Genomic DNA, 25,635 nt, shown 5'->3' on the forward strand with positions numbered 1-25,635 from the left:
GAGGTCAATGAAACGCAACTGGCTCGAATCTGACAGTCAAGGCAGCAGCTCGCTGTCCGCCTTCATTACATCCGTCTCGCCATTGGCCACAAGCCAGCGAAACAGCTCTGTCACGGACACCGTGTGGCTGCGTTCAATCCATCGCACCAGCGCCGGGCCATAGTGTTCGGTGTAGCGGCTGAGCACCAGATGGCGACAGTCCGCTGACAGGCGCAGGGTAATTTCCCGACAGTGCAAAGTGGCCGGGTCGTGCTGGATGACCCGTTGCTGCAGAATCAGGCCATTGCCTTCAGAAACCATCGGCCGGTGCTCCTGTGCATTGATGTTTGGTTGTCTGCGCCGAACCTTGTTTGCCATCGGCGACATAAGCGGCACGATGCTCGGCGACTACGTTGCGTAACGCGCTGTAGTAGTCCGGCAGTTTTTGCAGGCTGTCGGTCAGCGGTAGGGCTTCTGCGCGACCATCGACGATGCCGCCGACGGTGCTGATGGTGGACAACGTGTCCACGGTGTCGCTGTTGCTGCCAAACGGATTGACCACAAAACCGAGCACGCGGCCGGCGGCGTCGCGGCTGTTCGAGGTGCCGAGCAATGGCAACTCGACGATTGGCCCGTTGCCGATGCCCCACACGCCGAACGTCTGGCCGAAATCTGCGTCGTGACGCGGGATACCGGCCATGCCGGAGACATCGATCAAGCCCACCACGCCGACGGTGGTGTTCAGCACGAAACGCCCCAGAGTATTGGCCGAGCGCATCGGGTTGCCTTGCAGCAGGTCATTGATGAAAACCTTGGGCTCGCCAAAGTTCGCCACAAAGTTATGCACGCCAGTCTGGAAAACGTTCGGCAAGTAGCGATAGCCGAGAGCGACCGGCGCCAAGGCATAGTCATCGACCACCTGGTTGAACGCGAAGACGCCGCGATTGAGCGGCTCCGCCGGGTCGTACACCGAATAGGCGATGTCGGCGCAACTCACTTCGGTGGTGGACGGCGGCTGACTGCTGCAACCCGCCAGCCCTGCGGCCAGCAAGGTAATCGAAGTGGTGCGGGCCAGCCAGGGAGCACATTTGAAAGGCAACATGGACGCAAGTCTCGGGGGAGGAATTCGCCGAGAGGCTGAGCCCCAAGCCTTGCGCAAAGATGTCTGGTTTGTTGCGGCGCTGACGTTTTATTGCAGGATTGAAATATATGACGCGCTGCCGTGAATGGTTTTAGATGGCGGCTCCATTCGCCCCCTTAAGTGACCTTCGGTGAACAGCCTTTTAATTGTGGACGACGACCTTGAAGTCCTCGATCTACTGAAAAAATTCTTCGTGCAGCACGGCTACAGCGTCGAGGTCGCCACCGACGGCCCGTCGCTGTGGGCGGCCATCGAGCGCCAGCCGCCAGACCTGATCATTCTTGATGTGATGTTGCCGGGGGACAGCGGGCTGATCCTGTGCCAGCAACTGCGGATCCGACACGCAATACCGGTGATCATGCTGACCGCCATGGGCGAACTCAGCGACCGGGTCGTTGGCCTGGAACTGGGCGCCGACGATTACCTGACCAAACCCTTCGACGCCCGTGAGCTGCTGGCCAGAGTGCGCGCCGTGCTGCGCCGCGTGGACGAGCGCAGTCCGGTATCGCAGGAACGGCCACGGCCGCTGATCGACTTCGCCGACTGGCACCTGGACGTTACGCGTCGGGAGCTGCGTTCGCCGGACAACGTGATGATTCCGCTGTCGGCCGGTGAGTTTGACTTGCTGCTGGTCTTCGTCGAACACCCGCAGCGCATTCTCACCCGCGAGCAATTGCTGGACCTGGCGCGCGGGCATTGCCATGACGCTTTTGATCGCAGCATCGACGTTCAAGTCAGCCGCCTGCGGCGCAAACTCGAGTCCGACACCAAACGACCGGCGATGATTCGCACCGTGCGCAATGGCGGTTACCTGTTCACGCCCAGCGTGACGCGGCGATGAGCTGGCTGAAGCGGATTCGTCGGGATACGGTGGCGCGCTGGATCGCATTGACGATCATTTTGGCCATGCTCATTTCATTGGCACTCAACGGGCTGTTTATCCAACTGGCCGGCGTGTGGGCCCGTCCGCCGTTGACCGAAACCGGTCTGCTGGAAAAAGCCGCGGCCATCAGCCGCGTCATCGAGGCCGCTCCGGCGCCCCTGCGCAATCCGTTGGCGCAAGCCGCCAGCGAGAATGGCTTCACCGTCAGTTGGCACCCTGATCGGCACGATCTCAATCTGCCGACCGTGGACGATCCGAAGTCCGGCATCGGCTCGACCATCTTGCAGCCGATGCTCAGAGCCCCTGACCGGCGCATCGAAGCCTATGAACCGGCCGACTGGACGGAGCACACGGCGGACGCACGTTACGCGCTGCTGATCGAGCTATCGGATTCGTCCTGGCTGATGTTCTCCGCGCCCTCACGCAGTTGGGGCCTCGACGAAACGCCACGCTACCTGATCGTGATCCTGCTGGTGCTGATCTCCACCGCACTGGTCGCACTGATCGCCACCCGGCGCCTCGCCACACCTTTGCAGCACTTTGCCGACGGTGCCCGACGCTTCGGCGTGGACTTCCGCGCACCGCCCATCGAACCGCTGGGCCCACAGGAAATTCGCCAGGCCATCCTCGCATTCAACGCCATGCAGGCCCAGTTGCAGCACTTCATCCGCGACCGCACGCAAATGCTCGCCGCCATCTCCCACGACCTGCGCGCGCCCCTGACGCGGATGCGCTTGCGGGGCGAATTCATCGAGGACAGCGAGCAACAGCAGCGGTTGTTTCGTGATGTGGATGAAATGCAGGCGATGATCAACTCGGCGTTGGAGTTCTTCCGCGATGACGCCCGGCTTGAGCCGGCGACCCAGTTTGATCTGGCGGAACTGCTGCAAACGTTGCTGGATGATTATCGCGATCAGGGAGTCGACATTACGTTCAGCGGGCCGCTGCGGTGGGTGTATTTCGGGCGACCGTTGGGGCTTAAGCGGGTGATGACCAATCTGCTGGATAACGCGATCAAGTACGGTAATGAACCGGGGATTGAACTGATCCCCGGAGCCGGGGAGGTGAGGATCAACGTACTGGATCGTGGGCCGGGTATTCCTGAGTCCAGTCTTGAACAGGTTTTTGCACCGTTCTTCAGAATGGAGGGGTCGCGGAACAAAAGCACGGGGGGTGTTGGTTTGGGGTTATCGGCGGCGCGGGCGATTGTGCTGGAACACGGAGGCGAGCTGACACTGCGTAATCGGTCGACGGGTGGGTTGGAGGCGTTGGTGGTGTTGCCGGTGCATCCGGCAGCGTGAAGTCATGAAACGCCCCTTGGCTAATGCCGATCAGTTAAGCCATTTCAGCCGCAACGCAAACTTTGTAGCAGCTGGCGAAGCCTGCGTTCGGCTGCGCAGCAGTCGTAAAACCTGAGTTTGCGGTCGTCCTGAAACACCGCATCGGCTGATTTCACGACTGCTGCGCAGCCGAACGCAGGCTTCGCCAGCTGCTACGAATCGCGTTTTGCTTAACTGATCGACATTAGCCCCTTGGCCTGTCTTCACAGACCAAGGGATCATCTGAACCTAAGCCTCCCAGCCCGCCCCACTGACCGCTGCCTGAGCCAGTGGATGCAAATCTGCCCCCTGATGCTCCGTCTGCCAGGCCAGCAACTCCTTGCGCATACCAGGCGTCCAGTACATCTGCAGATGATTACGCACGCCGAGTACGGCCTGTTGCTGGTCCGGTTGGCTGGCGAAGTACTGGGCGATCTGATTGGCCATTTTGATCAGATTTTCAGTGCTCATCGGCGTACCTCGGCTTTAGAGCCACGCGCCTGGCGGCGTTCGTCGAGCAAGCGTTGTTGGTTGTCACTAAATTCCTGATAGCGTTTTTGCCACTCGGAAGGGTGGTAGACGCGGCTGACTTCCACGGCGGTGACCTTGTACTCCGGACAGTTGGTGGCCCAGTCGGAGTTGTCGGTGGTGATGACGTTGGCCCCCGACTCAGGGAAGTGGAAAGTGGTGTACACCACGCCCGGGGCGACCCGTTCGGTGACCCGCGCACGCAGTACGGTCTGTCCGGCGCGGCTGCCGATGCCGACCCAGTCACCTTCGTTGATGCCACGGCTCTCGGCGTCGGTCGGGTGGATTTCCAGACGGTCTTCGTCGTGCCAGGCGACGTTTTCGGTACGCCGGGTCTGGGCGCCGACGTTGTACTGGCTGAGGATGCGCCCGGTGGTCAGCAGAAGCGGATAGCGATTGTTGACCTTTTCCTCGGTGGGCACATAGCCGGTGAGCATGAAACGCCCCTTGCCGCGTACAAATTCATCGATGTGCATGGTCGGCGTGCCGTCCGGTGCCGCTGCGTTGCACGGCCATTGCAGGCTGCCGTGGCGATCCAGTTCGGTGTAGCTGACGTTGGTGAAGGTCGGCGTCAGGCTGGCGATTTCATCCATGATTTCTGACGGGTGCTGGTAGTTCATCGGGTAGCCCAGAGCGTTGGCCAGGGCCACCGTGCCTTCCCAGTCGGCCTTGCCACCCAGCGGTTCCATGACTTTGCGCACCCGAGAGATGCGCCGCTCGGCGTTGGTGAAGGTGCCGTCTTTTTCCAGGAACGAGCTGCCCGGCAGGAACACGTGGGCGAACTTGGCGGTTTCGTTGAGGAAAATATCCTGCACCACCACGCATTCCATGGCCGACAGCGCCGCGGTGACGTGCTGGGTATTGGGGTCGCTTTGGGCGATGTCTTCGCCCTGGCAATACAAGCCCTTGAAGCTGCCGCCCAAAGCAGCCTCGAACATGTTGGGGATGCGCAGGCCCGGGTCGGGTTGCAGGGTGACGTTCCAGGCTTGTTCGAACTGTGCCCGTACCACCTCGTTGGAAATGTGTCGGTAACCGGGCAGCTCATGGGGGAAGGAGCCCATGTCGCAGGAACCCTGAACGTTGTTCTGTCCACGCAGTGGGTTCACGCCCACGCCTTCGCGGCCGATGTTGCCGGTGGCCATGGCCAGGTTGGCGATGCCCATGACCGCGGTGCTGCCCTGGCTGTGCTCGGTGACGCCCAGGCCGTAGTAGATCGCCGCGTTGCCGCCAGTGGCATACAGACGGGCGGCGGCACGGATGTCGGCAGCGTCTACGCCGCAGATGGGGCCAAGGACTTCCGGCGAGTTTTCCGCGCGGCTGACGAACTCGCTCCAGTGGGCGAAATCCGTTCCCTCGCAACGAGCGTCGATGAAGGGCTGATTGAGCAGGCCTTCGGTGACGATGACATGGGCCAGTGCGTTGAGCATGGCGACGTTGGTGCCCGGGCGCAGGGCCAAGTGCAGTTCGGCGCGGGCATGCACCGAGTCCACCAGATCAATGCGTCGTGGGTCGATGACGATCAGTCGCGCGCCTTCACGCAGGCGGCGTTTGAGCTGGGAGGCGAACACCGGGTGGGCGTCGCTGGGGTTGGCGCCCATCACCAGGATCACGTCGGCCTGCATCACCGAGTCGAAACTCTGGGTGCCGGCGGACTCGCCAAGGGTTTGTTTCAGGCCATAGCCGGTCGGCGAGTGGCAGACCCGCGCACAGGTGTCGACGTTGTTGTTGCCGAACGCGGCGCGCACCAGTTTTTGCACCAGATAGGTTTCTTCGTTGGTGCAGCGGCTGGAGGTGATGCCACCAATGGAGTCGCGGCCGTATTTCTGCTGCAGTCGGCGGAATTCGCTGGCGGCGTAGGTCACCGCTTCATCCCAGCTGACTTCCTGCCAAGGATCGTTGATGTGCTGGCGGATCATCGGCTTGGTGATGCGATCCGGGTGGGTGGCGTAGCCCCAGGCAAAGCGCCCTTTGACGCAAGAGTGGCCGTGGTTGGCCTGGCCGTTCTTGTCCGGAACCATGCGCACCAGTTGGTCGCCTTTCATCTCGGCCCGGAACGAGCAGCCCACGCCGCAATAGGCACAGGTGGTGATCACGCTGCGTTCCGGCTGACCCAGTTCGACCACGCTTTTTTCCATCAAGGTCGCGGTGGGGCAGGCTTGCACACAGGCGCCGCAGGACACGCACTCCGAGTCGAGGAAGTTTTCGCCACCGGCGGCCGCGACCCGGGATTCGAAACCGCGCCCGGTAATGGTCAGGGCAAAGGTGCCCTGGGTTTCTTCGCAGGCGCGCACGCAGCGGTTGCAGACGATGCACTTGCTCGGGTCGTAGTCGAAGTAGGGGTTGGAAGTGTCTTTCGTGTCGGCCAGATGGTTGTCGCCTTCATAGCCGTAACGCACTTCCCGCAGGCCGACCTGGCCGGCGACGGTTTGCAGTTCGCAGTTGCCGTTGGCCGAGCAGGTCAGGCAGTCCAGCGGGTGATCGGAGATGTACAGCTCCATAACGTTGCGGCGCAGGGTCGCGAGCTTCGGCGTCTGGGTGTACACGCTCATGCCTTCGCTGACCGGCGTAGTGCAAGACGCCGGGTAGCCGCGCATGCCGTCGATCTCCACCAGGCACATGCGGCAGGAGCCGAAGGCTTCCAGGCTGTCGGTGGCACACAGTTTGGGAATGGTGGTGCCCAGCAGCGCAGCGGCGCGCATCACCGAAGTGCCTTCGGGCACGCTGATGCTGCGGCCGTCGATGTTCAGGGTGACCTGCACCTGGCTGTGGCGGGCCGGGGTTCCAAGGTCAAGAGCGCCTAGATCGATATCTGTGGCAGGGTCGAAGAGAGTGATCATTGGTCGGCCTCCGAAGGTTGCAGACCGAAGTCGGCGGGGAAGTGCTTGAGGGCGCTGGCTACCGGAAAAGAGACCATGCCGCCCAACGCGCACAGCGAACCGTATTGCAGGGTGTCGCACAGGTCCTTGAGGATGATCACCTGCTCATCGCGACCGTTCTGGTCAGGTGCGGCCAGCAGACGGTCGATCACCTCCACGCCCCGGGTCGAGCCGATGCGGCATGGGGTGCATTTTCCACAGGATTCCTCGGCGCAGAACTGCATGGCGAAGCGCGCCATGTGGGCCATGTCCAGGCTGTCGTCAGCCACCACCACACCGCCGTGACCGAGCATGGCGCCGATGGCGGCGAAGGCTTCGTAATCCAGCGGCGTGTCGAATTGACTTGGCGGCACCCAGGCGCCGAGGGGGCCACCGACCTGGGCGGCCTTCAGCGGTCGGCCACTCGCGGTGCCACCGCCGTAGTCTTCCACCAGTTCCCGAAGGGTCAGGCCAAAGGCCCGTTCCACCAAACCGCCATGACGAATATTGCCCGCCAGCTGGAAAGGCATCGTGCCGAGGGAACGGCCCATGCCGTAATCGCGATAAAACTGCGCGCCCTTGGCCAGAATCAGCGGCACCGAGGCCAGGGTCAGCACGTTGTGCACCAGGGTCGGCAAGCCAAACAGGCCCTGCAACGCGGGGATAGGCGGCTTGGCGCGAACGATCCCGCGCTTGCCTTCGAGAGAGTCCAGCAGCGCGGTTTCCTCACCGCAGATGTAAGCGCCGGCACCGACTCGCACTTCCATATCGAATGCCTGACCGCTGCCGCCGACATTGGCGCCGAGGTAACCGGCGGATCGGGCAATGTTCAGTGCCTCGCGCAGTGTCGCCACGGCTTGTGGATATTCCGAGCGCACGTAGATGTAGCCGTAGCTGGCGCCGACGGTGATGCCGGCAATGGCCATGCCTTCGATCAGCAGGAAGGGGTCGCCTTCCATCAACATGCGGTCAGCAAAGGTGCCGGAGTCGCCTTCGTCGGCGTTGCACACAATGTACTTTTGCGCCGCCTGAGTGGCGCGCACCGTGCGCCATTTGATCCCGGCCGGGAAGGCTGCGCCGCCACGGCCACGCAGGCCCGAATCGAACACCGCGGTCGCGGTCTGCTCGCCGCCCAGGGCGATGGCTTGGGTCAAGCCCTCGAAGCCGCCGTGGGCCCGGTAATCGTCCAGCGACAGCGGCCGGGTAATACCGGCGCGGGCGAACAGCAGGCGTTGTTGAGTCTTCAGATATGGCAGCTCTTCCACCAGGCCCAAGGCCAGTGGATGGGTGGACGGCTCGCCTTGCAGGGCTTCGAGCACGGATGGCACATCGGCGGCGGTCAGCGGGCCGAAGCCGATCCGTCCTTGCGGGCTGTCCACTTCCAGCAGTGGTTCCAGCCAATACAGGCCGCGAGAGCTGGTGCGTTGCAGGTCCAGATTGCTTTCTGGGGACTGATTGGCAAGGGCCAAGGCCACCTCATCGGCGCCCACGGCACGGGCCAGAGAGTCAGCGGACAGATAAAGAGTCGGCATCATGCGTCCTCCCGGCAAGCGTCGAGCAAGGCATCCAGACGCTCGGCACTGAGCCGCGCATACACCTGACCATCCAACTCCAGGGCTGGCGAGCAGGCGCAGGCGCCGAGGCAATACACCGGGCGCAGGCTGATGTTGCCGTCGGCGCTGCTGCCGTGGTCGTCGAGTTGCAGGCGTTCGCGCAATTGCGCGGCGAGCTGCTCGGCGCCGCGGCTCTTGCAGGACTCGGCCCGGCACAGACGCAGGATATGCCGGGCCGGAGGCGCGGTGCGGAAGTCATGGTAGAAGCTGATCACCCCGCGAACCTCGGCCTGACTCAGGTTTAGCGCGTGGGCAATCTCGGGGATGGCGGCATCGGGGATGTAACCGATGCCCTCCTGAATCTCATGAAGAATGGGCAACAGCGCGCCCGGGGAGCGTTTGTGGCGCTCCAGCAGGCTGTTGACCATAGGCAGGTGCAACATCTCATCAGGCATACAGCATTCCTCACGGTCACGGACAAACCAGATGGTTGTCGTTCGTCCGAAAGTGTCGGCTGCGGCACTCACACCACGTCACGGTATCGTGGCAATTTCAGGCCGTTGGCCAGGGCACCCTGAGCGGGCATCTTGTTGTGCCCGGCGCGGTCTTCGCCGCACCTCTATAAGGGCATTAAGGCAGCTTGCCACGCTGCTTTTGATTCATCTGCACCAAAGCGACGTGTTCGGTTCTTTCTACGACCTTCTATTGAGTCTAGAAGAGTGCGGCCCGAGGCGTCGTCCCTGAATGGTCGATGGCGTCGAAGTCACCTATCGAGGTGTCCGGAATTAGTTGACCACTACACAGTTGGTCACCAGTTTCCGGCGCTTGTGCCAAGCTGATGGAGTGTTAATACGCCTACCGCTCAGGCAAACCTCAGGAAGCCCATGACATGAAGCCCACTCATGCATCGCACGTCCGTCGAGAATTCTTCAAAGCAATCGGGTTCTACTTGCGCGTTGTCTGGCCGATCTTTTCCATACTGTTTTTTCTGATCGTGCTGTTCGGCCTTATCATCAGCCACCTGGAGGGATGGGATCCTTTTGACGGCATCTATTTCGGCTTCGTGACCGGTTTGACCATTGGTTATGGAGAGCTCGTGCCGAAACTTGGCGCCTCGCGGGTTCTGGCGATTTTTCTGGGGTTCAACGGGGTGCTGATGACTGCGATATTTGCGGCAATCAGTGTTCGGGCGATTGAGGTTGCAGTGCGGGCGTCGGGGCAGAAAGAGCCGGGTAAGCCGACGGCGTGAAGTCATGCTTGGTTGCTACTGGAAGGGGAGCAAGTCATCGACTCCTGCAAATCCATGCGCGACGGCGTGGTGTTTACTAACAAACGGGAGTGTCAGATCAGTGGGCCATTCAGGGAGCAGATGCGTTGATCTATCCCGCTGTAAACCGAAGCTCATTCACCCTGAGCCGAAAAATAAAAAGCCCCGAAAAACCTCGGGGCCAATCCTGAATGCCAGCCACCACACACAACCCCTGTGGGAGCGAGCCTGCTCGCGATAGCGCCAGCCCAACCAACGCAAAACCCTGAAGTGACCACAATCCCTTGTAGGAACGAGCTCGCTCGCGAAAAACGCAAGGCATCCACCTATCCCGCTGAACACCACACCCACCGCAACCAAACCCGCTCCCACAACATCACGCCTAACTCTTGAAACCAAAAGCTATCCTGGCGCGCCCACTACCCCTCAGCCTTCGCCCCCGCCCGCTTAGACGCCATCTCATTGTCCCGATTCCGATTCAGCACCTTCACCGCATCATCCACCACCGCCTTGCTCATCGCCGTCAAATAATGCGCGGCCCAGGCGTGGCGGTCGGTATCTGTGGCGTAGGCAGCATCTTCGGTCAGCTTCTTGGCGAGGAACAGAAAGTCAGAAGCCATTGATAACGCATCGCCGAGGGGGACGCCGCGAGTGACGTGGAATAGGGCTTGATCCGCGCAGTAGATGGCGGGTGTTAGGCCGATGGTTTTGAGTTCGGGTTGATCGGTCATTGGCCACCTCCGATGAGGGAGATGTGGTGGGAGAGGGTGGATGGTGGGGCATTACGCAACTGGGAGTCGCGTTGAGGGAAAAGCCAAGTTTTGTACGGATTGATGCTGCGCATTATCAGACTCCTTGATATGGGGAGCTGCCACATTCGTTTCCACACGAATGGGTGACAGCTGTGCGCAGGGTGGAAAACCGGGAATCAAGGAAACCGGCACGCCCGAAGACGTCCCACGCACAGCCGCCATAACTCACGCCGCAGGCATAAAAAAAGCGCCGGCAGACGTGATGGGGGCGCTGTTGCGCCTTGAATTACACGGGTTTCCACACCCGGTCGCTGAATTGGCAGCGACGGACGGAAGAGTAGCGTGCAGTTTCCTACCCTGCAAGCACCAAAACTCCTTGCCCAAAGTCTTATGCAGGAACCTATGCATCGTCACATATTCTCAGAGTCACTAGACTCTCGCTAATGATCTGCAGCTGTGTTGCTTTTAATATATAACTAATCGCGTTAATGAAAAATTGTTGCTAATGTTTTTAGCGAAAATTATTTTTCTAATAAATGCAGATGGCGCGACTGGCGTTGCGAATTAGTGTGGAGTCAGTTTGACATCACGTCCTGATGTGTCGTAATGTCAGGCATATAATGATTCAAATTCCGATGGGGTAATTAACGCAAATGGAAGAGCGCGAAAGCAAGTCTACACTGCATGATGCTACACCTTCTTGGAATGGTTTTAACTACCAAGGTAAAGTAGGGCTATATGTCGCGCTCAGTCTGATCCATAAGGAGTTGGGGCAAAAGCTAGATTTAGATGATATGACTTCTTTCATGAGTGATTATTCTTTAGAGTATGAATGGATCGAGGATTTTTCAATTAAAAAGGGCGATGAATATATATCGCTGCATCAAGTGAAACACTACAAGGACTCTAGATTTGGCTCTTACAAAGATGCGATAGACACGATTCTTACACGAAAATTAGGAGCAGTCGCAAGGTCTGATATTCAAAATTATTTAGATGTGGCGGGTTTTAAAGCGCTCGAAAAAGAAACAGATGAAGCTATAGTTGAGTTGAATTTGCAAGGTGTGCTTTTGAGCGGTGGTTTCTTAGCTTCTGATTGGCGAGGAAAAATTTCTAAGCTTTCTGAAAAATATCAAAGAGCAATTTCTAAATGCTTGCATGAACATGCGATACTGCACGAAAGTGCTTATAAGAATATGGTTCCTAACTATATTCATACATATCAAGAAATCTCAGCTCCCACTCGTCTGCTACAAAAATATAAGTGGTCATCACCCGAGATCGTGTTGGCGCTAACTGGGAAAAGTCTTGAATATCATAAGATTCATGTAGTCAAGACATCAGCTATGGATTTCCAAATTGTACTTAAGGATGATGAGTTAAATGTTGAGATAAAAAAACTCATAATAAATATAAAAAAAATAATCTCTCCTGACGAATATACGTTGATTGCAGATGCCGGTTTTGATTGCTATAAAAGTGCTCTGTTGTTTGAGATAGAGTTACATATTCAGAATAGGCATAAGCAACTTGGTGAGGCAGAAATTGCCGAGGGGAAGTACTCAAAAAAAGTAAATCCGCTTATGTTCAGTACTATTCTTGAAGTGCTGAATAAAGATGTGCGTGTCCAGAACGATGAATATTTTGAGTTGTTGTCTAAACTGTTTTTAGAGGATGCACTCGATCGATACGAACTGCAGGTTTTAGATGCTGTAACTGATTATGAGGAAGAGCAGGAGTCGCCGATTTACAAAGATCTTGAACGAAAGTTGCTCGCGCTCAGACACTACCGTTCTACGGTGGTGTCCAAGTTGTCAATTAGTGAGATACACACTAAGCTGCAACAATGCTCGCCTCAGATAAAGAGAATGGCGCCGTTTGAAACGTACTATCAGAGAATATTTTCTGCAACTGATTTTGTGAAGGTTTTTTTAAATTTTATACTTGGTGTTAACTCCCCGTTAGAAAACTTCCATCCTGTGTGTGCTAAAAATTTTCGCTATTCGCCAAGTTTTATAGATATTGAGTCGGTGCCTGGTAGGCCTGACAATATTTACAACCGTTTATCTCTGGCTATTACTAAGGCATGCGCAGTGGACGCATTCACTGATGCATTGATTTACAATTATCATTATATAACAATCAAAGCTGAAGACGGTGGGCCTGAGAATAAAACAATCCAACCACCAGCTATAGGGGACGATTTTGTGGATGATCGTCCTGCGTATCCAGTTTTTACAGAAAAATTAATGACTAAGTTGATAACAATTAATAAAGCATTAAAAAAAATTAATGAGTGAGTTATGATTGATATAATAAATTTAATATTTAACGCTTTTGGTTATATGAAGTCAAATACGATTGTTAATGAGAATTCAGTGTTGTACATAAAAGAAGGGGACGTCCAAGATGAGTTTTTTATTGTTGCAGATATAACGCATCGAAAAGCTTCAGATATAGACCCGCTGCAGGCTGAATTACATGCAACCTTAAATGAGTTTTTTAATCTTACAGATGGTGCTGAAAAAAACACAAATTTGGTTTTGCTTAAAAAATACGAATACAAAGGTGATGCAAAATCACAAGGAGTTGTAAATCGTAAAATCTCCGAAATTGAGGAGAATCCATATTTTTTTAAGAAAAGTCTTATCGTATATAACGAAGAAGAACTAGTGTCTTTAAATCAAGCGTTGATAGTAGATAAGCCAGATAGTATTGGAGATGCGTTGGCTCTTGTAATGCAAAATTATGCTCGCTTCATAAATTTTCGTGAGCGAGATGATGATGTTTTGTTTCGAGTGATATCAAAACTATATACGAAGATTCCATTTTTAACTTATAGCTTGAGTCCTGAAAAGCAGATAAATTTATCTTTTGAGATTGAAGCACAACTCAAAAAAATCCAACTGCATGAAGAGTGTATGGTGTTATTAAATGTTGTAGAAGATGATCAGGTTTTAGTTGATGCATGGATAGCTTCTATAGAAGGTGGCGAAGATGTTTAAACTAGGAAGGTTAACGGTTGATAATTTCAAGTCGATAAGCAAGGAGATTGTTTTAGATTTCTGTGATCTGGATGTAGTGATACTTGATGGTCCCAATGGTTTTGGGAAAACAACGTTGTTTGATGCTATTGAAATAAGTTTTACCGGAGGGATAAGTCGTATTGATGCGGCAGGTGGTTCGGCAGATTCTAAAGCTAAAAGTAACCATCTACTCAAGAATGCAGGAGACCGAAGAACAGAAATAATACTAGAGCTGAATAACACGGCGACAGATGAAGTTTATTTTATACGATCTGTGATTGTTGAAAATATCAAAGGGGCTAAGGCATCAATTAAAGATTACAAGATCAATATCGAAAGATCTTATAGGTGCTCGAGCTTTCTAAATGATGAGTGGCTTCCTTTAAATAATAGCTTTGTTGAAAGGCTTATAGGGTTGGATTCGATAAGTGATTTGTTTTATATTCAGCATTATATACAGCAGGAAGAAACTGCAGGTTTTTTAAAAGATAACAGTGAGGGTTCTCGGCACAAGCAATTAAGTCATCTGTTTGGGACGGTTTCACAGTCGAATGAATTGTTTAAAATAGACAGGCTGAGAAAGATAATTGATTCTAAAATAAAAATATACAAAGATTCTATAGGTGTAATTGATGCGCAGCTAAAGACGATAAAACCTCTAGAAACAGACCCGAACGAAGGTGTGTTACATCCGTCAGGAGTGTTGAGGCTGCCGGATACCTTTAGCACTAAAGGTCTTACTGCAGCTGGCTATTCTGCTCTTGTGGAAAATCTTAACATTTTATTGTTTTGTGTTAAAAAGCCTGAAGCTTATGAAGAATTGAAATCTAGTAATAGGGTTGATCTGTTGCTTCAAGGTAGAGATCAACAGCTTAATGATATTCTGCGGCTAGGAATGATAAATGATTACTCTAAGATAAATCGTTTGCATCGAACTAGGGCAAAGCATCAACGGCTTCAAGCTAGATTGAAACGGTTGCAGGATATCGTTGATGCGTCTGAAAATGATAATCAAAATCTAGGGGTTGCTTTTCTTGATTTAATTAGTAGGGAGTTTCCTCCAGCTGATTTAATTAATAGTCGGTTAATTGATCTTCAGAATGAGCGGGCTCATAATAAAGGAATTAAGGCGCTGTTAGTGAGCATGGCGTCAAGTAGGAAAAGCCTCATCGATGCATATCAAAAAATATTGGAAGAGGAGTCGCATTCGATAGTTAGTTGTCCGCTGTGCGGGGCTGTAAAGGAAAGTGGATTGCCTCAATTGATTGAGGAAATTGAGTCGCATCAAAAGATTGTTATGGAACAGGCTTCGGGTGGGGTTTTTTCAATAGCAAACCTGAAAGATTATATTTTTGAAAATTATATAGCGCCGACTGTTGCCAGGTGCAAGGTCATGCTTGATAAGTACAAGAAGTTTTCTAATGATAATATTATTTCTTTTTTTGATCAAAAGGCTATTGATCTAGATAGATACAGTGATTTTAAGAAGGTGCAAAATTGGCTTGATGGACAGTCGATTGATTATGCGTTTCTAGTTGATGGAAAGGTTACGGATTTTTCATTAAGCTATACAGAAAGATTTATTAAATTAAAAAGTATGATTGGTCAACTGAAAAATCCTATAGAAGGTGATGTACCTCCGTTTTCTGTAATACGTAACTCTCTTAGATATTTCGAGTTGGGTGAAGATGCAATACGTTCGATCACTGAAGAAGATCTATTGAAGGATTTAAGGTTTATTACTTCGGTAGAGAGAAATCATACTAATTCTATTGTTGGCGCTAGTATGCAGAAAAGAAGGCTGCTTTCTAGAAAAATAGAAAATCTCACTGTCGAGAAAAATAAATTGTCGACAATTTCGGCGGTGTACAAACAAGAAATTCAGAAGCACGAATCTAATATTGCGGCGCAAATAGCAATTCCATTCTATATTTATAGTTCAAAAGTGTTGCAAACTCGTCCCGAGGGAACCGGTATATTTTTGAGAACTCCAGATGCTAATAAAAAAGAAACTGTGCCTTATATAAGGTTTTGTTCGAGTAAGTACGATGAGCATGATGCTTGGTATACCATGAGTTCTGGTCAACTGTCTGGCTTGATTATATCTTTTGCTCTCTCGATGAATAAGATTTATCCATCAAAATTACAGGCGCTTTTAATTGATGATCCTGTCCAGTCAATGGATGAAGTGAATATGGCTTCTTTAATCCAATTGTTGAAGTATGAGTTTGGTGGGCATCAATTAATACTGTCGACTCATGATTCCCGGATTTCTAGTTATGTAAACTACAAATTGCATCGCGCTGGGAAAGCTGTAGAGCGTATAAATATGAAGAATATTTCGAAAGACTTTAATTGAGTAATTTGGGGCGTCCTAACAATAAGAGTTAAATTTTTTAACTCTGGTTTTGGGCGAATAAACGTTAGCAAACTGGTCTCGATTTTCAGCAGTCACTGATTGCTCCACGGCTCTTTTAAAGTATGTACAGCATTTTGCAGAAGGTAAGACTGCTCGATTTTTTTGCCGAGCCTACATCTATATGCGGTCCATTATTTACAGGATGTCTTTTAAGTATTCCTTCAGCGCGAAGAGTGGGGCATCAAGTTGTCCCATCGTCTGCGCAGCGCTGAAATCTGCCGCCAATCTATTCAGCTCGCGGCCCAGGACTGTATCAACACCACCGATAGCATTCAGCGCCAAACCCAGACACTCATCCACTTTCATCTGAATCACCTCAACATCTCCCCTGCGCACCAGCAACCCAAACACCTCCTTCTCATAATCGCTCATCATCAGATCATCCCGAAGAATTGGACTCGAATCCTCCGTCTCATAAGCAAGCTTGAGGCAGAACAGAGCGACGGTTTCCAGCAGCAATTCCATGGGGGGAATCCTTGTGAAATGTTTCACCGGTACGGGAGGCGCGGAAGAGCAGCAAGATCAAAAGATCGCAGCCTTCGGCAGCCCCTACGCGAACGCGGTGGGGTGCAGTGGCTTTTCTACAGACGAAAAAAAGGCCTTGCAAAGCAAGACCTTTCTTAATTTTGGTGCCCCGAGGGAGACTCGAACTCCCACTTCTTGCGAAAACGGATTTTGAATCCGCCGCGTCTACCAATTCCGCCATCAGGGCTCAATGGCGGCGAAGTATAGAGATGAGATTACCGTCGGTCAATCAGGTACATAGAGAATTTTCACTATTTCGGCTAGACTTCCGGCCCCTGCTAGACGAACCCCATCATGCGCGTTGCTGACTTTACTTTCGAACTCCCTGATTCGCTGATCGCTCGCCATCCTTTGGCGGAGCGTCGCAACAGTCGCCTGTTGACCCTTGATGGGGTCAGCGGCGCCCTGGCACATCGTCAATTCACTGATTTGCTCGAGCATTTGCGCCCGGGCGATTTGATGGTGTTCAACAATACCCGGGTGATTCCGGCGCGGCTGTTTGGCCAGAAGGCTTCCGGCGGCAAGCTGGAAATCCTGGTGGAACGGGTGCTCGACAGTCATCGGGTGCTGGCCCATGTGCGGTCCAGCAAGTCGCCGAAGCCGGGGTCGAAGATTCTGATCGACGGCGGTGGCGAAGCCGAGATGCTGGCGCGTCACGATGCGCTGTTTGAACTGGGCTTTGCCGAAGAGGTGTTGCCGCTGCTCGATCGCGTCGGGCATATGCCGTTGCCTCCTTATATAGACCGCCCGGATGAAGGCTCGGACCGCGAGCGTTATCAGACGGTCTACGCCGAGCGTTTGGGCGCGGTAGCGGCGCCGACGGCGGGGCTGCATTTCGATCAGCCGCTGATGGAGGCGATTGCCACCAAGGGCGTCGAGACTGCATTCGTGACCTTGCACGTCGGCGCAGGCACGTTCCAGCCGGTGCGCGTCGAGAAGATCGAAGACCACCACATGCACAGTGAATGGCTGGAAGTCGGCCAGGACGTAGTGGATGCGGTTGCCGCCTGCCGCGCTCGCGGTGGTCGCGTGGTGGCCGTGGGGACCACCAGTGTGCGCTCCCTGGAAAGTGCCGCGCGCGATGGCGTGCTCAAGCCGTTCAGTGGTGACACCGACATCTTTATCTACCCGGGCCGCCCGTTTCATGTGGTCGACGCCCTGGTCACCAACTTCCATTTGCCCGAATCCACGCTGTTGATGCTGGTTTCGGCGTTCGCCGGTTATCCCGAAGCCATGGCCGCTTATAAAGCCGCCGTTGAGCATGGTTACCGCTTTTTCAGCTACGGTGATGCGATGTTTATCACCCGTAATCCCGCACCACGTGGCCCTGAGGAAACAGAATGAGTCGCACCAGTCGCATGTCTTTTGAGCTTCTTGCCACCGACGGCAAGGCTCGTCGCGGTCGTTTGACCTTCCCGCGCGGTACCGTCGAGACCCCGGCCTTCATGCCGGTGGGCACCTACGGCACCGTCAAGGGCATGTTGCCGCGGGATATCACCGCCACGGGCGCGGAAATCATTCTGGGTAACACCTTTCACTTGTGGCTGCGTCCTGGCACCGAAGTGATCAAGAAGCACGGCGACCTGCACGATTTCATGCAGTGGAAAGGCCCGATTCTGACTGACTCCGGCGGTTTTCAGGTGTTCAGCCTCGGCGCGATGCGCAAGATCAAGGAGGAGGGCGTGACCTTCGCCTCTCCGGTCGATGGTGCCAAGGTGTTCATGGGCCCGGAAGAGTCAATGCAGGTCCAGCGTGATTTGGGCTCGGACATCGTGATGATTTTCGACGAATGCACGCCATACCCGGCTGACGAAGACGTCGCGCGTATTTCCATGGAGCTGTCGTTGCGTTGGGCCAAGCGTTCAAAAGAGGCGCATGGCGACAACACGGCGGCGCTGTTCGGTATCGTTCAGGGCGGCATGCACCAGGATCTGCGCATGCGCTCCCTGGAAGGTCTCGACAATATCGGCTTCGATGGCCTGGCCATCGGCGGTCTGTCGGTGGGCGAGCCGAAACACGAGATGATCAAGGTTCTGGATTACCTGCCAGGTCAGATGCCGGCTGACAAACCTCGTTACCTTATGGGCGTTGGCAAACCGGAAGATCTGGTTGAGGGTGTGCGCCGCGGTGTGGACATGTTCGATTGCGTGATGCCAACCCGTAATGCCCGCAATGGGCATCTGTTCATTGATACAGGCGTGCTGAAGATCCGTAACGCGTTCCATCGCCATGATGATTCGCCGCTGGATCCGACCTGCGATTGCTACACCTGCCAGAACTTCTCCCGTGCTTATCTGCACCATCTGGACAAGTGCGGCGAAATGCTGGGTAGCATGTTGAATACCATCCACAATTTGCGCCATTACCAGGTGCTTATGGCTGGTTTGCGCGAGGCTATTCAACAGGGTACATTGGCCGCCTTTGTCGATGCCTTCTACGCCAAACGCGGGCTTCCTGTTCCGCCTTTGGACTGAGTTTCCTGACCCCAAGATTCAACATTTGCAACTGGAGTGCTAAATGAGCTTTTTTATCTCTAATGCCATGGCTGATGCTGCTGCACCTGCTGCAGGCCCAATGGGTGGCGGTTTTGAGTGGATTTTCCTGGTCGGTTTCCTGGTCATCTTCTACCTGATGATCTGGCGTCCACAGGCCAAGCGCGCCAAAGAGCAGAAAAACCTGCTGAGCAGCCTGCAGAAAGGCGACGAAGTTGTGACCACCGGTGGTATCGCCGGCAAGATCACTAAAGTGGCAGACGACTTCGTTGTTCTGGAAGTTTCCGACACCATCGAAATGAAGTTCCAGAAAGGCGCCATTGCCGCCACGCTGCCAAAAGGCACGCTGAAAGCGATCTAAGTTTCAACTTCTACTCAATCGACGGGGCGCGCAAGGCGCCCCGCGTCATAAGCGGGCGGCGTGATGCTGAACAAATACCCTCTGTGGAAATACATTCTGATCCTGGCGGTGCTAGCGGTCGGTCTGATTTATTCCGCTCCCAATCTATATCCTGATGACCCGGCTATTCAGGTCAGTGGTGCAAGCACTGCGCTGCAAGTGACTCAGGCTGATCTGGATCGTGTGGGCACAGCGCTCAAGGAATCCGGGATCAACGTCAAGGCTGCCACCCTGGCAGCGAACGGCAAGGGCGGTCTGATTCGTCTGACCAAGGCTGAAGATCAGCTGCCTGCCAAAGACGTCGTGCGCAAGGCATTGGGTGATGACTACGTCGTTGCACTGAACCTGGCGCAAACCACCCCGCAATGGCTGCGCAGCTTTGGCGCGCACCCGATGAAGCTGGGTCTGGATTTGTCCGGTGGTGTGCACTTCCTGCTCGAAGTGGACATGGACAAAGCCCTCGACGCGCGCTTGAAAGTCTACGAAGGCGACGTCAAGAGCCTGTTGCGTAAAGAGAAACTGCGCTATCGCAGCCTGCCACAACTCGATGGTGCCATTCAGCTGGGTTTCAGTGATGAAGCGTCCCGCGAACAGGCCCGTGCACTGATCCGCAAGAACTTCAGCGATTTCGACATTGTTCCGGCCGACCTCAATGGTCAGGCGGTGCTGCGTCTGGCGATGACCCCGGCCAAGCTGGCGGAAATCCGCGAATACTCCATCAAGCAGAACTTGACCACGGTACGTAACCGCGTCAACGAGCTGGGTGTTGCCGAACCAATCGTTCAGCGTCAGGGCGCCAACCGCATCGTGGTTGAGCTGCCGGGCGTGCAAGACACCGCCGAAGCCAAGCGTATCCTCGGCAAGACGGCCAACCTTGAGTTCCGTCTGGCCGCTGAGCCTGGTGCATCGAAAGCCACTTCTGAAAGCTTCGAATTCCGTGAAGGCAATCGTCCGCCAGCACAGATCGAGCGTGGCTTGATTATCACTGGCGACCAGGTGACTGACGCCAAGGCTGGCTTCGGCGAGCAAGGCACGCCAGAAGTGAACATCCGTCTGGATGGCCACGGTGGCGAGCTGATGAGTCGTGCGACTCGCAGCAACGTCGGTCGCAGCATGGCTGTGATCTTTATCGAGCAGCGTCCGGTTACCACTTACGTCAAGCAAGTGGTCAATGGCGTCGAGAAAGACGTGCCGGTCCAGACGTTCAAGGAAGAGAAGAAGATCATCAGCCTCGCGACCATCCAGTCGCCGCTGGGTGCTCAGTTCCGCATTACAGGCCTGAATGGCCAGGGCGAGTCGTCCGAACTGGCGCTGCTGCTGCGTGCCGGTGGTCTGGCTGCGCCGATGTACTTCGCTGAAGAACGTACCATTGGCCCAAGCCTGGGTGCCGACAACATCGTCAAGGGTGTCGATGCATCGCTGTGGGGCATGCTGTTTGTCTCGCTGTTCATCATCGCCATCTACCGCTTCTTCGGCATCATTGCCACCGTCGCGCTGACCGTGAACATGGTGATGCTGCTGGCCCTGATGTCGCTGCTGGGTGCAACGCTGACCCTGCCGGGTATCGCCGGTATCGTGTTGACCATGGGTATGGCCGTCGACGCCAACGTTCTGATCTTCTCGCGGATACGTGAAGAGATTGCGGCAGGCATGACCGTACAACGGGCAATCAACGAAGGCTTCGGCCGGGCATTCACCGCGATTCTCGACGCCAACCTGACAACCTTGTTGGTCGGCGGGATTCTCTTTGCGATGGGCACCGGCCCGGTCAAAGGCTTCGCAGTGACCATGTCCCTCGGGATCTTTACCTCGATGTTCACGGCCATCATGGTGACCCGCGCGATGGTCAACCTGATCTTCGGCGGTCGTGACTTCAAGAAGTTGTGGATTTAAGGGGCTGCCATGTTACGTACAATCAACTTCATGGGCGTTCGCAACGTTGCGTTCGGCGTCACATTGTTCCTTACCGTGCTGGCTTTGTTCAGCGTCGCTACCAAGGGCATGAACTGGGGCTTGGACTTCACCGGCGGTACGCTCATCGAGCTGACCTACGAGCGTCCGGCCGATGTCACCAAGGTGCGTGAGCAACTGGCCACTTCGGGTTATCACGAGGCAATCGTGCAGAGCTTCGGTGCGACTACCGATTTGCTGGTGCGCATGCCGGGTGAAGACCCGCAGCTGGGTCATCAAGTGGCAGAAGCGCTGCTGAAAGTCGGCGGCGACAACCCGGCGACGGTCAAGCGCGTCGAGTTCGTCGGCCCGCAGGTGGGTGAAGAGCTGCGCGACCAAGGCGGCCTCGGCATGCTGATGGCGTTGGGCGGCATCCTGATCTACCTGGCTTTCCGCTTTCAGTGGAAGTTTGCGGTCGGTGCGATCGTTTCGCTGATCCACGACGTGATCGTGACCATCGGTATCCTGTCGTTTTTCCAGATCACCTTCGACCTGACGGTGCTGGCGGCGGTACTGGCGATCATTGGTTACTCGCTCAACGACACCATCGTGGTATTCGACCGGGTTCGTGAGAACTTCCGTGTGCTGCGCAAGGCGTCCTTGATCGAGAACATCAACATCTCGACCACGCAAACCTTGCTGCGGACCATGGCAACGTCGATCTCCACTTTGCTGGCGATCGCGGCCCTGTTGTTCTTTGGTGGCGACAACCTGTTCGGCTTCTCCATCGCGCTGTTTATCGGTGTGTTGGCGGGTACTTACTCGTCGATCTACATCGCCAACGTCGTGCTGATCTGGCTGAACTTGAGTACTGAGGATCTGATTCCTACAGTGGCTACCGATAAGGAAGTCGACGACCGCCCATAACGGCTATCGTTTTCCAGCTGTCGGCCGAAAAGGCGCGAGTATTGAACTCGCGCCTTTTTTTATGCTCCAAGGCTGGGAGAAGCGCGGGCTTGTCCCGCATGTGATGGTCAGGAGGTTCATGTGAACAAGTCGTTGCTGGTTGGTGCGGTATTGGGTGCTGTCGGCGTAACTGCCGGGGGTGCTGTTGCCACCTACAAGCTGGTTAAAAGCGGCCCTGAATATGCGCAAGTTCTAGCCGTTGAACCGGTCAAGACACAAATCAAGACGCCACGTGAAGTGTGCAAGGACGTTGCAGTAACCCGGCAAGCGCCGGTGAAAGATCAACACCAGATCGCCGGTACCGTATTGGGTGCCGTGGCGGGTGGTTTGCTCGGTAATCAGATAGGTGGTGGCACTGGCAAGAAGATTGCCACCGTGGCAGGTGCAGTTGGCGGTGGTTACGCGGGCAACAAGGTCCAGGAAGGTATGCAGAATCGTGATACCTACACCACGACTCAGACGCGGTGTAACACTGTGAATGACATCAGCGACAAGGTTGTAGGTTACGACGTCCGTTATTCACTGGATGGCAAGGAAGGCAAAGTGCGGATGGATCGCGATCCGGGCAACCAGATTCCGGTCGATAAGGAAGGTAAATTGATCCTGTCGCAGAACGAGCCGGCCCAGTAAATAGCTGAAATTCAGATTCAAAAGAAGCACCCTGCGGGGTTAATGCCAGTCAGTTAAGCTGACTGGCATTTTTCTTTCTGATCGGATATTTCGGTGATTTGAGCCTTATGGCGCGGGGATAAATGCGCTCTTCCCGTCGATGCGGCAGAACATAATGCGGGGCAGAGGCGTGCAGCTCGGTCAGATATTTGGGGATGTTCCCGGAACGGTCGGCCGAAACGCTGTTGATAAACCCTAAAATTGCCCAAGTACACGCGGCAAAGCTCATTTCGCACGGGTAAATACCTGGACAGTGGCGGCTCATTTCCACCATCTGGTAGCGCAGCAGGTTGTAGCCCAGCAACACACCCCACAGTTCCTGCTCGATCATCTCGGGCGTCTTGCTACGCAATGTATAGCTGCTGTTGAGCAGCGTCTGTTTCATCTCGCGAAACCCTAATTCGATCTCCCATCGCTGGCTGTACAGGTCGACGATTTCGTCGGACGGGAAGCGTAGCGGATCGGCCATCGACGTCAGGATCTGACAAACCTTGCCCTTGACGGTTTTGCTCAGCAATCGCGCGGTCAGGCGCTCCGGCAGCCCCGGCCATTGCGTGCGGGCCTGCGGCGAAGTGCTCAACGAGACCACAGCGTCCTGGCGCCCCAAGCGCTGAATCACTTCGTACTGCGCACCTTTGCGCAGAGGCATCAGCCAATGCCGCTCGATGCCTGCTTGCTGCCACTGATGCAGCAAACCCAAGGAGTAAAAACCGCGATCGAACAGCGTCAGCGAGTGATCGGGCGTGGTTTCGATCAGTTGCTCCGCCAGTTTCATTTCGTTGCTGCGATAGCCATCCAACGCGCTGCCGATCAGCATGTGGCTGGTCAACTCCATTTGGCAGACCATGCGCACCTGGGGGAAACCGGTGTCGCCATGCTGGTTGCTGGCGGAATCGTAGCGCGCCCGATTTTCGGGTGTATCGGGCGTTCGCCATACGACACCGTCGACCCCCAGCAAACGCAAGCCTGCCCAAGTTGGGTGATCCACGGCCTCATGCCAACTTTTCTGAGTCAGATGGAAGACTTGTCGTACAGCTTCGCTGCCTAATCGCTGACGGGCCTGGACTACGGCGCTGGGCGCCACCAGCGGACGTTGTCCCGGCAGCATGATGTTCATGCGGCTGACCACATCCCAGGCCGACATGCGTCGAAAGAACGCCATGGAGATCACGCACCAAAGCATCATTTCCAGCGGCAAACGCCGCTTGCGCAGGGTCGCCACGCCGGCCTGTTCAAGTGCCTGCTCGACCAAAGATGGATCGAGTAAAGAATCCAGTCCCTCGATTGAGTTAGGGGTGGAGGCGATATTGTGGGTCAGTTCTAGGGCCCGAGCGAGACGCATAAAAAAATCCGATGCCAGTACAGGCATCGGATTTTGATTTCTTGCGGCCAAAGGTCAAGCAAGAGGGCTTAACTGATCGGCATTACCCTGCGGGGTGCTTCTTTTGTGCCTGGGATTTATATGCCACCACAGGGATCTGTTGTGGTGTGGGAGATTGGATTTCAGGCATAAAAAAAGCACCCCGAAGGGTAATGCCAGTCAGTTAAGCTGACTGGCATTTTTCTTTCTGATCGGATATTTCGGTGATTTGAGCCTTATGGCGCGGGGATAAATGCGCTCTTCCCGTCGATGCGGCAGAACATAATGCGGGGCAGAGGCGTGCAGCTCGGCCAGATATTTGGGGATGTTCCCGGAACGGTCGGCCGAAACGCTGTTGATAAACCCTAAAATTGCCCAAGTACACGCGGCAAAGCTCATTTCGCACGGGTAAATACCTGGACAGTGGCGGCTCATTTCCACCATCTGGTAGCGCAGCAGGTTGTAGCCCAGCAACACACCCCACAGTTCCTGCTCGATCATCTCGGGCGTCTTGCTACGCAATGTATAGCTGCTGTTGAGCAGCGTCTGTTTCATCTCGCGAAACCCTAATTCGATCTCCCATCGCTGGCTGTACAGGTCGACGATTTCGTCGGACGGGAAGCGTAGCGGATCGGCCATCGACGTCAGGATCTGACAAACCTTGCCCTTGACGGTTTTGCTCAGCAATCGCGCGGTCAGGCGCTCCGGCAGCCCCGGCCATTGCGTGCGGGCCTGCGGCGAAGTGCTCAACGAGACCACAGCGTCCTGGCGCCCCAAGCGCTGAATCACTTCGTACTGCGCACCTTTGCGCAGAGGCATCAGCCAATGCCGCTCGATGCCTGCTTGCTGCCACTGATGCAGCAAACCCAAGGAGTAAAAACCGCGATCGAACAGCGTCAGCGAGTGATCGGGCGTGGTTTCGATCAGTTGCTCCGCCAGTTTCATTTCGTTGCTGCGATAGCCATCCAACGCGCTGCCGATCAGCATGTGGCTGGTCAACTCCATTTGGCAGACCATGCGCACCTGGGGGAAACCGGTGTCGCCATGCTGGTTGCTGGCGGAATCGTAGCGCGCCCGATTTTCGGGTGTATCGGGCGTTCGCCATACGACACCGTCGACCCCCAGCAAACGCAAGCCTGCCCAAGTTGGGTGATCCACGGCCTCATGCCAACTTTTCTGAGTCAGATGGAAGACTTGTCGTACAGCCTCGCAGCCCAATCTCTGACGGGCTTGAACCACAGCGCTGGGTGCCACCAATGGACGTTGGCCCGGCAGCATGATGTTCATGCGGCTGACCACATCCCACGCCGACATGCGGCGAAAGAAGGCCATGGAGATCACGCACCAAAGCATCATTTCCAGCGGCAAACGCCGCTTGCGCAGGGTCGCTACGCCTGCCTGCTCCAGTGCCTGTTCGACCAAAGAAGGATCGAGCAAGGAATCCAATCCCTCGATTGAATTCGGAGTGGAGGCGATGTTGTGGGTCAGTTCCAGGGCCCGAGCGAGACGCATAAAAAAATCCGATGCCAGTACAGGCATCGGATTTTGATTTCTTGCGGCCAAAGGTCAAGCAAGAGGGCTTAACTGATCGGCATTACCCCGAAGGGTGCT

General features: G+C 54.9%; 22 protein-coding genes, 1 tRNA gene and 1 pseudogene. 13 read left to right on the forward strand and 11 right to left on the reverse strand.

Features of this window, described 5'->3' with window-relative positions; all coding sequences use genetic code 11:
• Positions 1 to 36 precede the first annotated feature (36 nt).
• Together QFX16_RS05065 and QFX16_RS05070 are read right to left on the reverse strand one after the other, a co-directional pair.
• Positions 37 to 300, reverse strand: a complete 264-nt coding sequence (locus tag QFX16_RS05065; RefSeq protein ID WP_283183069.1) for a hypothetical protein — start codon at positions 298 to 300, stop codon at positions 37 to 39.
• Complete coding sequence (locus QFX16_RS05070) at positions 290 to 1,081, reverse strand: MlaA family lipoprotein (protein ID WP_283183070.1); 792 nt, start codon at positions 1,079 to 1,081, stop codon at positions 290 to 292. Before QFX16_RS05070 ends, QFX16_RS05065 begins: the two co-directional genes overlap by 11 nt.
• Before the next feature lie 169 nt (positions 1,082 to 1,250).
• On the opposite strand from QFX16_RS05070, the gene QFX16_RS05075 reads away from it, so the two are divergent.
• Together QFX16_RS05075 and QFX16_RS05080 are read left to right on the forward strand one after the other, a co-directional pair.
• Positions 1,251 to 1,961, forward strand: a complete 711-nt coding sequence (locus QFX16_RS05075) for a response regulator (protein WP_283183071.1) — start codon at positions 1,251 to 1,253, stop codon at positions 1,959 to 1,961.
• Positions 1,958 to 3,304 carry a sensor histidine kinase gene (locus tag QFX16_RS05080; protein ID WP_283183072.1) on the forward strand — a complete coding sequence of 449 codons (1,347 nt, stop codon included), beginning with the start codon at positions 1,958 to 1,960 and terminating at the stop codon, positions 3,302 to 3,304. The genes QFX16_RS05075 and QFX16_RS05080 overlap by 4 nt, the downstream gene beginning before the upstream one ends.
• Positions 3,305 to 3,571: 267 nt before the next feature.
• Here QFX16_RS05080 and QFX16_RS05085 read toward each other — a convergent pair whose 3' ends face one another.
• The 4 genes from QFX16_RS05085 to QFX16_RS05100 are packed head-to-tail and all read right to left on the reverse strand — an operon-like array spanning position 3,572 to position 8,713.
• A complete protein-coding gene (locus tag QFX16_RS05085) occupies positions 3,572 to 3,793 on the reverse strand; it encodes a formate dehydrogenase subunit delta (protein ID WP_095131521.1) in 222 nt (73 codons plus the stop codon).
• A complete protein-coding gene (fdhF, locus tag QFX16_RS05090) occupies positions 3,790 to 6,687 on the reverse strand; it encodes a formate dehydrogenase subunit alpha (protein WP_283183073.1) in 2,898 nt (965 codons plus the stop codon). Before fdhF ends, QFX16_RS05085 begins: the two co-directional genes overlap by 4 nt.
• On the reverse strand, positions 6,684 to 8,240 hold the full coding sequence (locus QFX16_RS05095) for a formate dehydrogenase beta subunit (protein ID WP_283183074.1): 1,557 nt from the start codon (positions 8,238 to 8,240) through the stop codon (positions 6,684 to 6,686). The genes fdhF and QFX16_RS05095 overlap by 4 nt, the downstream gene beginning before the upstream one ends.
• Complete coding sequence (locus QFX16_RS05100) at positions 8,237 to 8,713, reverse strand: formate dehydrogenase subunit gamma (protein ID WP_283183075.1); 477 nt, start codon at positions 8,711 to 8,713, stop codon at positions 8,237 to 8,239. The genes QFX16_RS05095 and QFX16_RS05100 overlap by 4 nt, the downstream gene beginning before the upstream one ends.
• A 434-nt stretch (positions 8,714 to 9,147) precedes the next feature.
• Between QFX16_RS05100 and QFX16_RS05105 the strand changes: the two genes are divergently transcribed.
• Positions 9,148 to 9,507 carry a potassium channel family protein gene (locus QFX16_RS05105; protein WP_283183076.1) on the forward strand — a complete coding sequence of 120 codons (360 nt, stop codon included), beginning with the start codon at positions 9,148 to 9,150 and terminating at the stop codon, positions 9,505 to 9,507.
• Between the two features lie 12 nt (positions 9,508 to 9,519).
• A pseudogene (locus tag QFX16_RS05110) lies at positions 9,520 to 9,594 on the forward strand (PH domain-containing protein); the annotation flags it as partial.
• A gap of 350 nt (positions 9,595 to 9,944) precedes the next feature.
• Here QFX16_RS05110 and QFX16_RS05115 read toward each other — a convergent pair.
• The gene (locus QFX16_RS05115) at positions 9,945 to 10,256 is read right to left on the reverse strand and encodes a DUF3077 domain-containing protein (RefSeq protein ID WP_283183077.1); all 312 of its coding nucleotides are present in this window, start codon (positions 10,254 to 10,256) and stop codon (positions 9,945 to 9,947) included.
• A 674-nt stretch (positions 10,257 to 10,930) separates the two neighbouring features.
• Here QFX16_RS05115 and QFX16_RS05120 point away from each other — a divergent pair.
• From QFX16_RS05120 to QFX16_RS05130, 3 genes are read left to right on the forward strand one after another with little or no spacing between them, the layout of a single operon-like run.
• Entirely contained in the window at positions 10,931 to 12,577 is a 1,647-nt protein-coding gene (locus QFX16_RS05120) for an ABC-three component system protein (RefSeq protein WP_283183078.1), read from the forward strand.
• Positions 12,578 to 12,580: 3 nt separating this feature from the next.
• Complete coding sequence (locus tag QFX16_RS05125) at positions 12,581 to 13,282, forward strand: ABC-three component system middle component 1 (protein ID WP_283183079.1); 702 nt, start codon at positions 12,581 to 12,583, stop codon at positions 13,280 to 13,282.
• Positions 13,275 to 15,662, forward strand: coding sequence for an AAA family ATPase (locus QFX16_RS05130; RefSeq protein WP_283183080.1), 2,388 nt, complete (start codon positions 13,275 to 13,277; stop codon positions 15,660 to 15,662). Before QFX16_RS05125 ends, QFX16_RS05130 begins: the two co-directional genes overlap by 8 nt.
• A 195-nt stretch (positions 15,663 to 15,857) precedes the next feature.
• On the opposite strand, the gene QFX16_RS05135 is transcribed toward QFX16_RS05130, so the two are convergent.
• The gene (locus QFX16_RS05135; RefSeq protein ID WP_283183081.1) at positions 15,858 to 16,187 is read right to left on the reverse strand and encodes a hypothetical protein; all 330 of its coding nucleotides are present in this window, start codon (positions 16,185 to 16,187) and stop codon (positions 15,858 to 15,860) included.
• 162 nt (positions 16,188 to 16,349) lie between these two features.
• Positions 16,350 to 16,434, reverse strand: a tRNA-Leu gene (locus tag QFX16_RS05140).
• Positions 16,435 to 16,541: 107 nt separating this feature from the next.
• Here QFX16_RS05140 and queA point away from each other — a divergent pair.
• The 6 genes from queA to QFX16_RS05170 all read left to right on the forward strand — a co-directional run bounded on the left by queA (position 16,542) and on the right by QFX16_RS05170 (position 22,625).
• Entirely contained in the window at positions 16,542 to 17,591 is a 1,050-nt protein-coding gene (gene queA / locus QFX16_RS05145) for a tRNA preQ1(34) S-adenosylmethionine ribosyltransferase-isomerase QueA (RefSeq protein ID WP_283183082.1), read from the forward strand.
• A 14-nt stretch (positions 17,592 to 17,605) separates the two neighbouring features.
• A complete protein-coding gene (tgt, locus tag QFX16_RS05150; protein WP_283184523.1) occupies positions 17,606 to 18,721 on the forward strand; it encodes a tRNA guanosine(34) transglycosylase Tgt in 1,116 nt (371 codons plus the stop codon).
• Between the two features lie 43 nt (positions 18,722 to 18,764).
• A complete protein-coding gene (gene yajC, locus QFX16_RS05155; RefSeq protein ID WP_008147715.1) occupies positions 18,765 to 19,100 on the forward strand; it encodes a preprotein translocase subunit YajC in 336 nt (111 codons plus the stop codon).
• A 63-nt stretch (positions 19,101 to 19,163) separates the two neighbouring features.
• Complete coding sequence (gene secD / locus QFX16_RS05160; protein ID WP_283183083.1) at positions 19,164 to 21,032, forward strand: protein translocase subunit SecD; 1,869 nt, start codon at positions 19,164 to 19,166, stop codon at positions 21,030 to 21,032.
• 9 nt (positions 21,033 to 21,041) lie between these two features.
• On the forward strand, positions 21,042 to 21,956 hold the full coding sequence (gene secF / locus QFX16_RS05165; protein ID WP_283183084.1) for a protein translocase subunit SecF: 915 nt from the start codon (positions 21,042 to 21,044) through the stop codon (positions 21,954 to 21,956).
• Positions 21,957 to 22,076: 120 nt separating this feature from the next.
• Entirely contained in the window at positions 22,077 to 22,625 is a 549-nt protein-coding gene (locus QFX16_RS05170) for a glycine zipper 2TM domain-containing protein (RefSeq protein ID WP_283183085.1), read from the forward strand.
• Positions 22,626 to 22,674: 49 nt separating this feature from the next.
• Here QFX16_RS05170 and QFX16_RS05175 read toward each other — a convergent pair whose 3' ends face one another.
• Positions 22,675 to 24,006: an IS4 family transposase gene (locus QFX16_RS05175; protein ID WP_283183086.1), complete on the reverse strand. Its 1,332-nt coding sequence runs from the start codon at positions 24,004 to 24,006 to the stop codon at positions 22,675 to 22,677.
• Positions 24,007 to 24,204: 198 nt separating this feature from the next.
• Positions 24,205 to 25,536: an IS4 family transposase gene (locus tag QFX16_RS05180; RefSeq protein ID WP_283182085.1), complete on the reverse strand. Its 1,332-nt coding sequence runs from the start codon at positions 25,534 to 25,536 to the stop codon at positions 24,205 to 24,207.
• Positions 25,537 to 25,635 lie beyond the last annotated feature (99 nt).

The organism is Pseudomonas svalbardensis, assembly GCF_030053115.1.
Taxonomy (GTDB): Bacteria; Pseudomonadota; Gammaproteobacteria; order Pseudomonadales; family Pseudomonadaceae; genus Aquipseudomonas; species Aquipseudomonas svalbardensis.

Bases quoted from the DNA above. Each gene is read 5' to 3' on its own strand.
- QFX16_RS05065 (WP_283183069.1), bottom strand. From the start codon at position 300: ATGGTTTCTGAAGGCAATGGCCTGATTCTGCAGCAACGGGTCATCCAG.
- QFX16_RS05070 (WP_283183070.1), bottom strand. From the start codon at position 1,081: ATGTTGCCTTTCAAATGTGCTCCCTGGCTGGCCCGCACCACTTCGATT.
- QFX16_RS05080 (WP_283183072.1), top strand. From the start codon at position 1,958: ATGAGCTGGCTGAAGCGGATTCGTCGGGATACGGTGGCGCGCTGGATC.
- QFX16_RS05085 (WP_095131521.1), bottom strand. From the start codon at position 3,793: ATGAGCACTGAAAATCTGATCAAAATGGCCAATCAGATCGCCCAGTAC.
- fdhF (WP_283183073.1), bottom strand. From the start codon at position 6,687: ATGATCACTCTCTTCGACCCTGCCACAGATATCGATCTAGGCGCTCTT.
- QFX16_RS05095 (WP_283183074.1), bottom strand. From the start codon at position 8,240: ATGATGCCGACTCTTTATCTGTCCGCTGACTCTCTGGCCCGTGCCGTG.
- QFX16_RS05100 (WP_283183075.1), bottom strand. From the start codon at position 8,713: ATGCCTGATGAGATGTTGCACCTGCCTATGGTCAACAGCCTGCTGGAG.
- QFX16_RS05105 (WP_283183076.1), top strand. From the start codon at position 9,148: ATGAAGCCCACTCATGCATCGCACGTCCGTCGAGAATTCTTCAAAGCA.
- QFX16_RS05115 (WP_283183077.1), bottom strand. From the start codon at position 10,256: ATGACCGATCAACCCGAACTCAAAACCATCGGCCTAACACCCGCCATC.
- QFX16_RS05120 (WP_283183078.1), top strand. From the start codon at position 10,931: ATGGAAGAGCGCGAAAGCAAGTCTACACTGCATGATGCTACACCTTCT.
- QFX16_RS05125 (WP_283183079.1), top strand. From the start codon at position 12,581: ATGATTGATATAATAAATTTAATATTTAACGCTTTTGGTTATATGAAG.
- QFX16_RS05130 (WP_283183080.1), top strand. From the start codon at position 13,275: ATGTTTAAACTAGGAAGGTTAACGGTTGATAATTTCAAGTCGATAAGC.
- QFX16_RS05135 (WP_283183081.1), bottom strand. From the start codon at position 16,187: ATGGAATTGCTGCTGGAAACCGTCGCTCTGTTCTGCCTCAAGCTTGCT.
- queA (WP_283183082.1), top strand. From the start codon at position 16,542: ATGCGCGTTGCTGACTTTACTTTCGAACTCCCTGATTCGCTGATCGCT.
- tgt (WP_283184523.1), top strand. From the start codon at position 17,606: ATGTCTTTTGAGCTTCTTGCCACCGACGGCAAGGCTCGTCGCGGTCGT.
- yajC (WP_008147715.1), top strand. From the start codon at position 18,765: ATGAGCTTTTTTATCTCTAATGCCATGGCTGATGCTGCTGCACCTGCT.
- secD (WP_283183083.1), top strand. From the start codon at position 19,164: ATGCTGAACAAATACCCTCTGTGGAAATACATTCTGATCCTGGCGGTG.
- secF (WP_283183084.1), top strand. From the start codon at position 21,042: ATGTTACGTACAATCAACTTCATGGGCGTTCGCAACGTTGCGTTCGGC.
- QFX16_RS05175 (WP_283183086.1), bottom strand. From the start codon at position 24,006: ATGCGTCTCGCTCGGGCCCTAGAACTGACCCACAATATCGCCTCCACC.
- QFX16_RS05180 (WP_283182085.1), bottom strand. From the start codon at position 25,536: ATGCGTCTCGCTCGGGCCCTGGAACTGACCCACAACATCGCCTCCACT.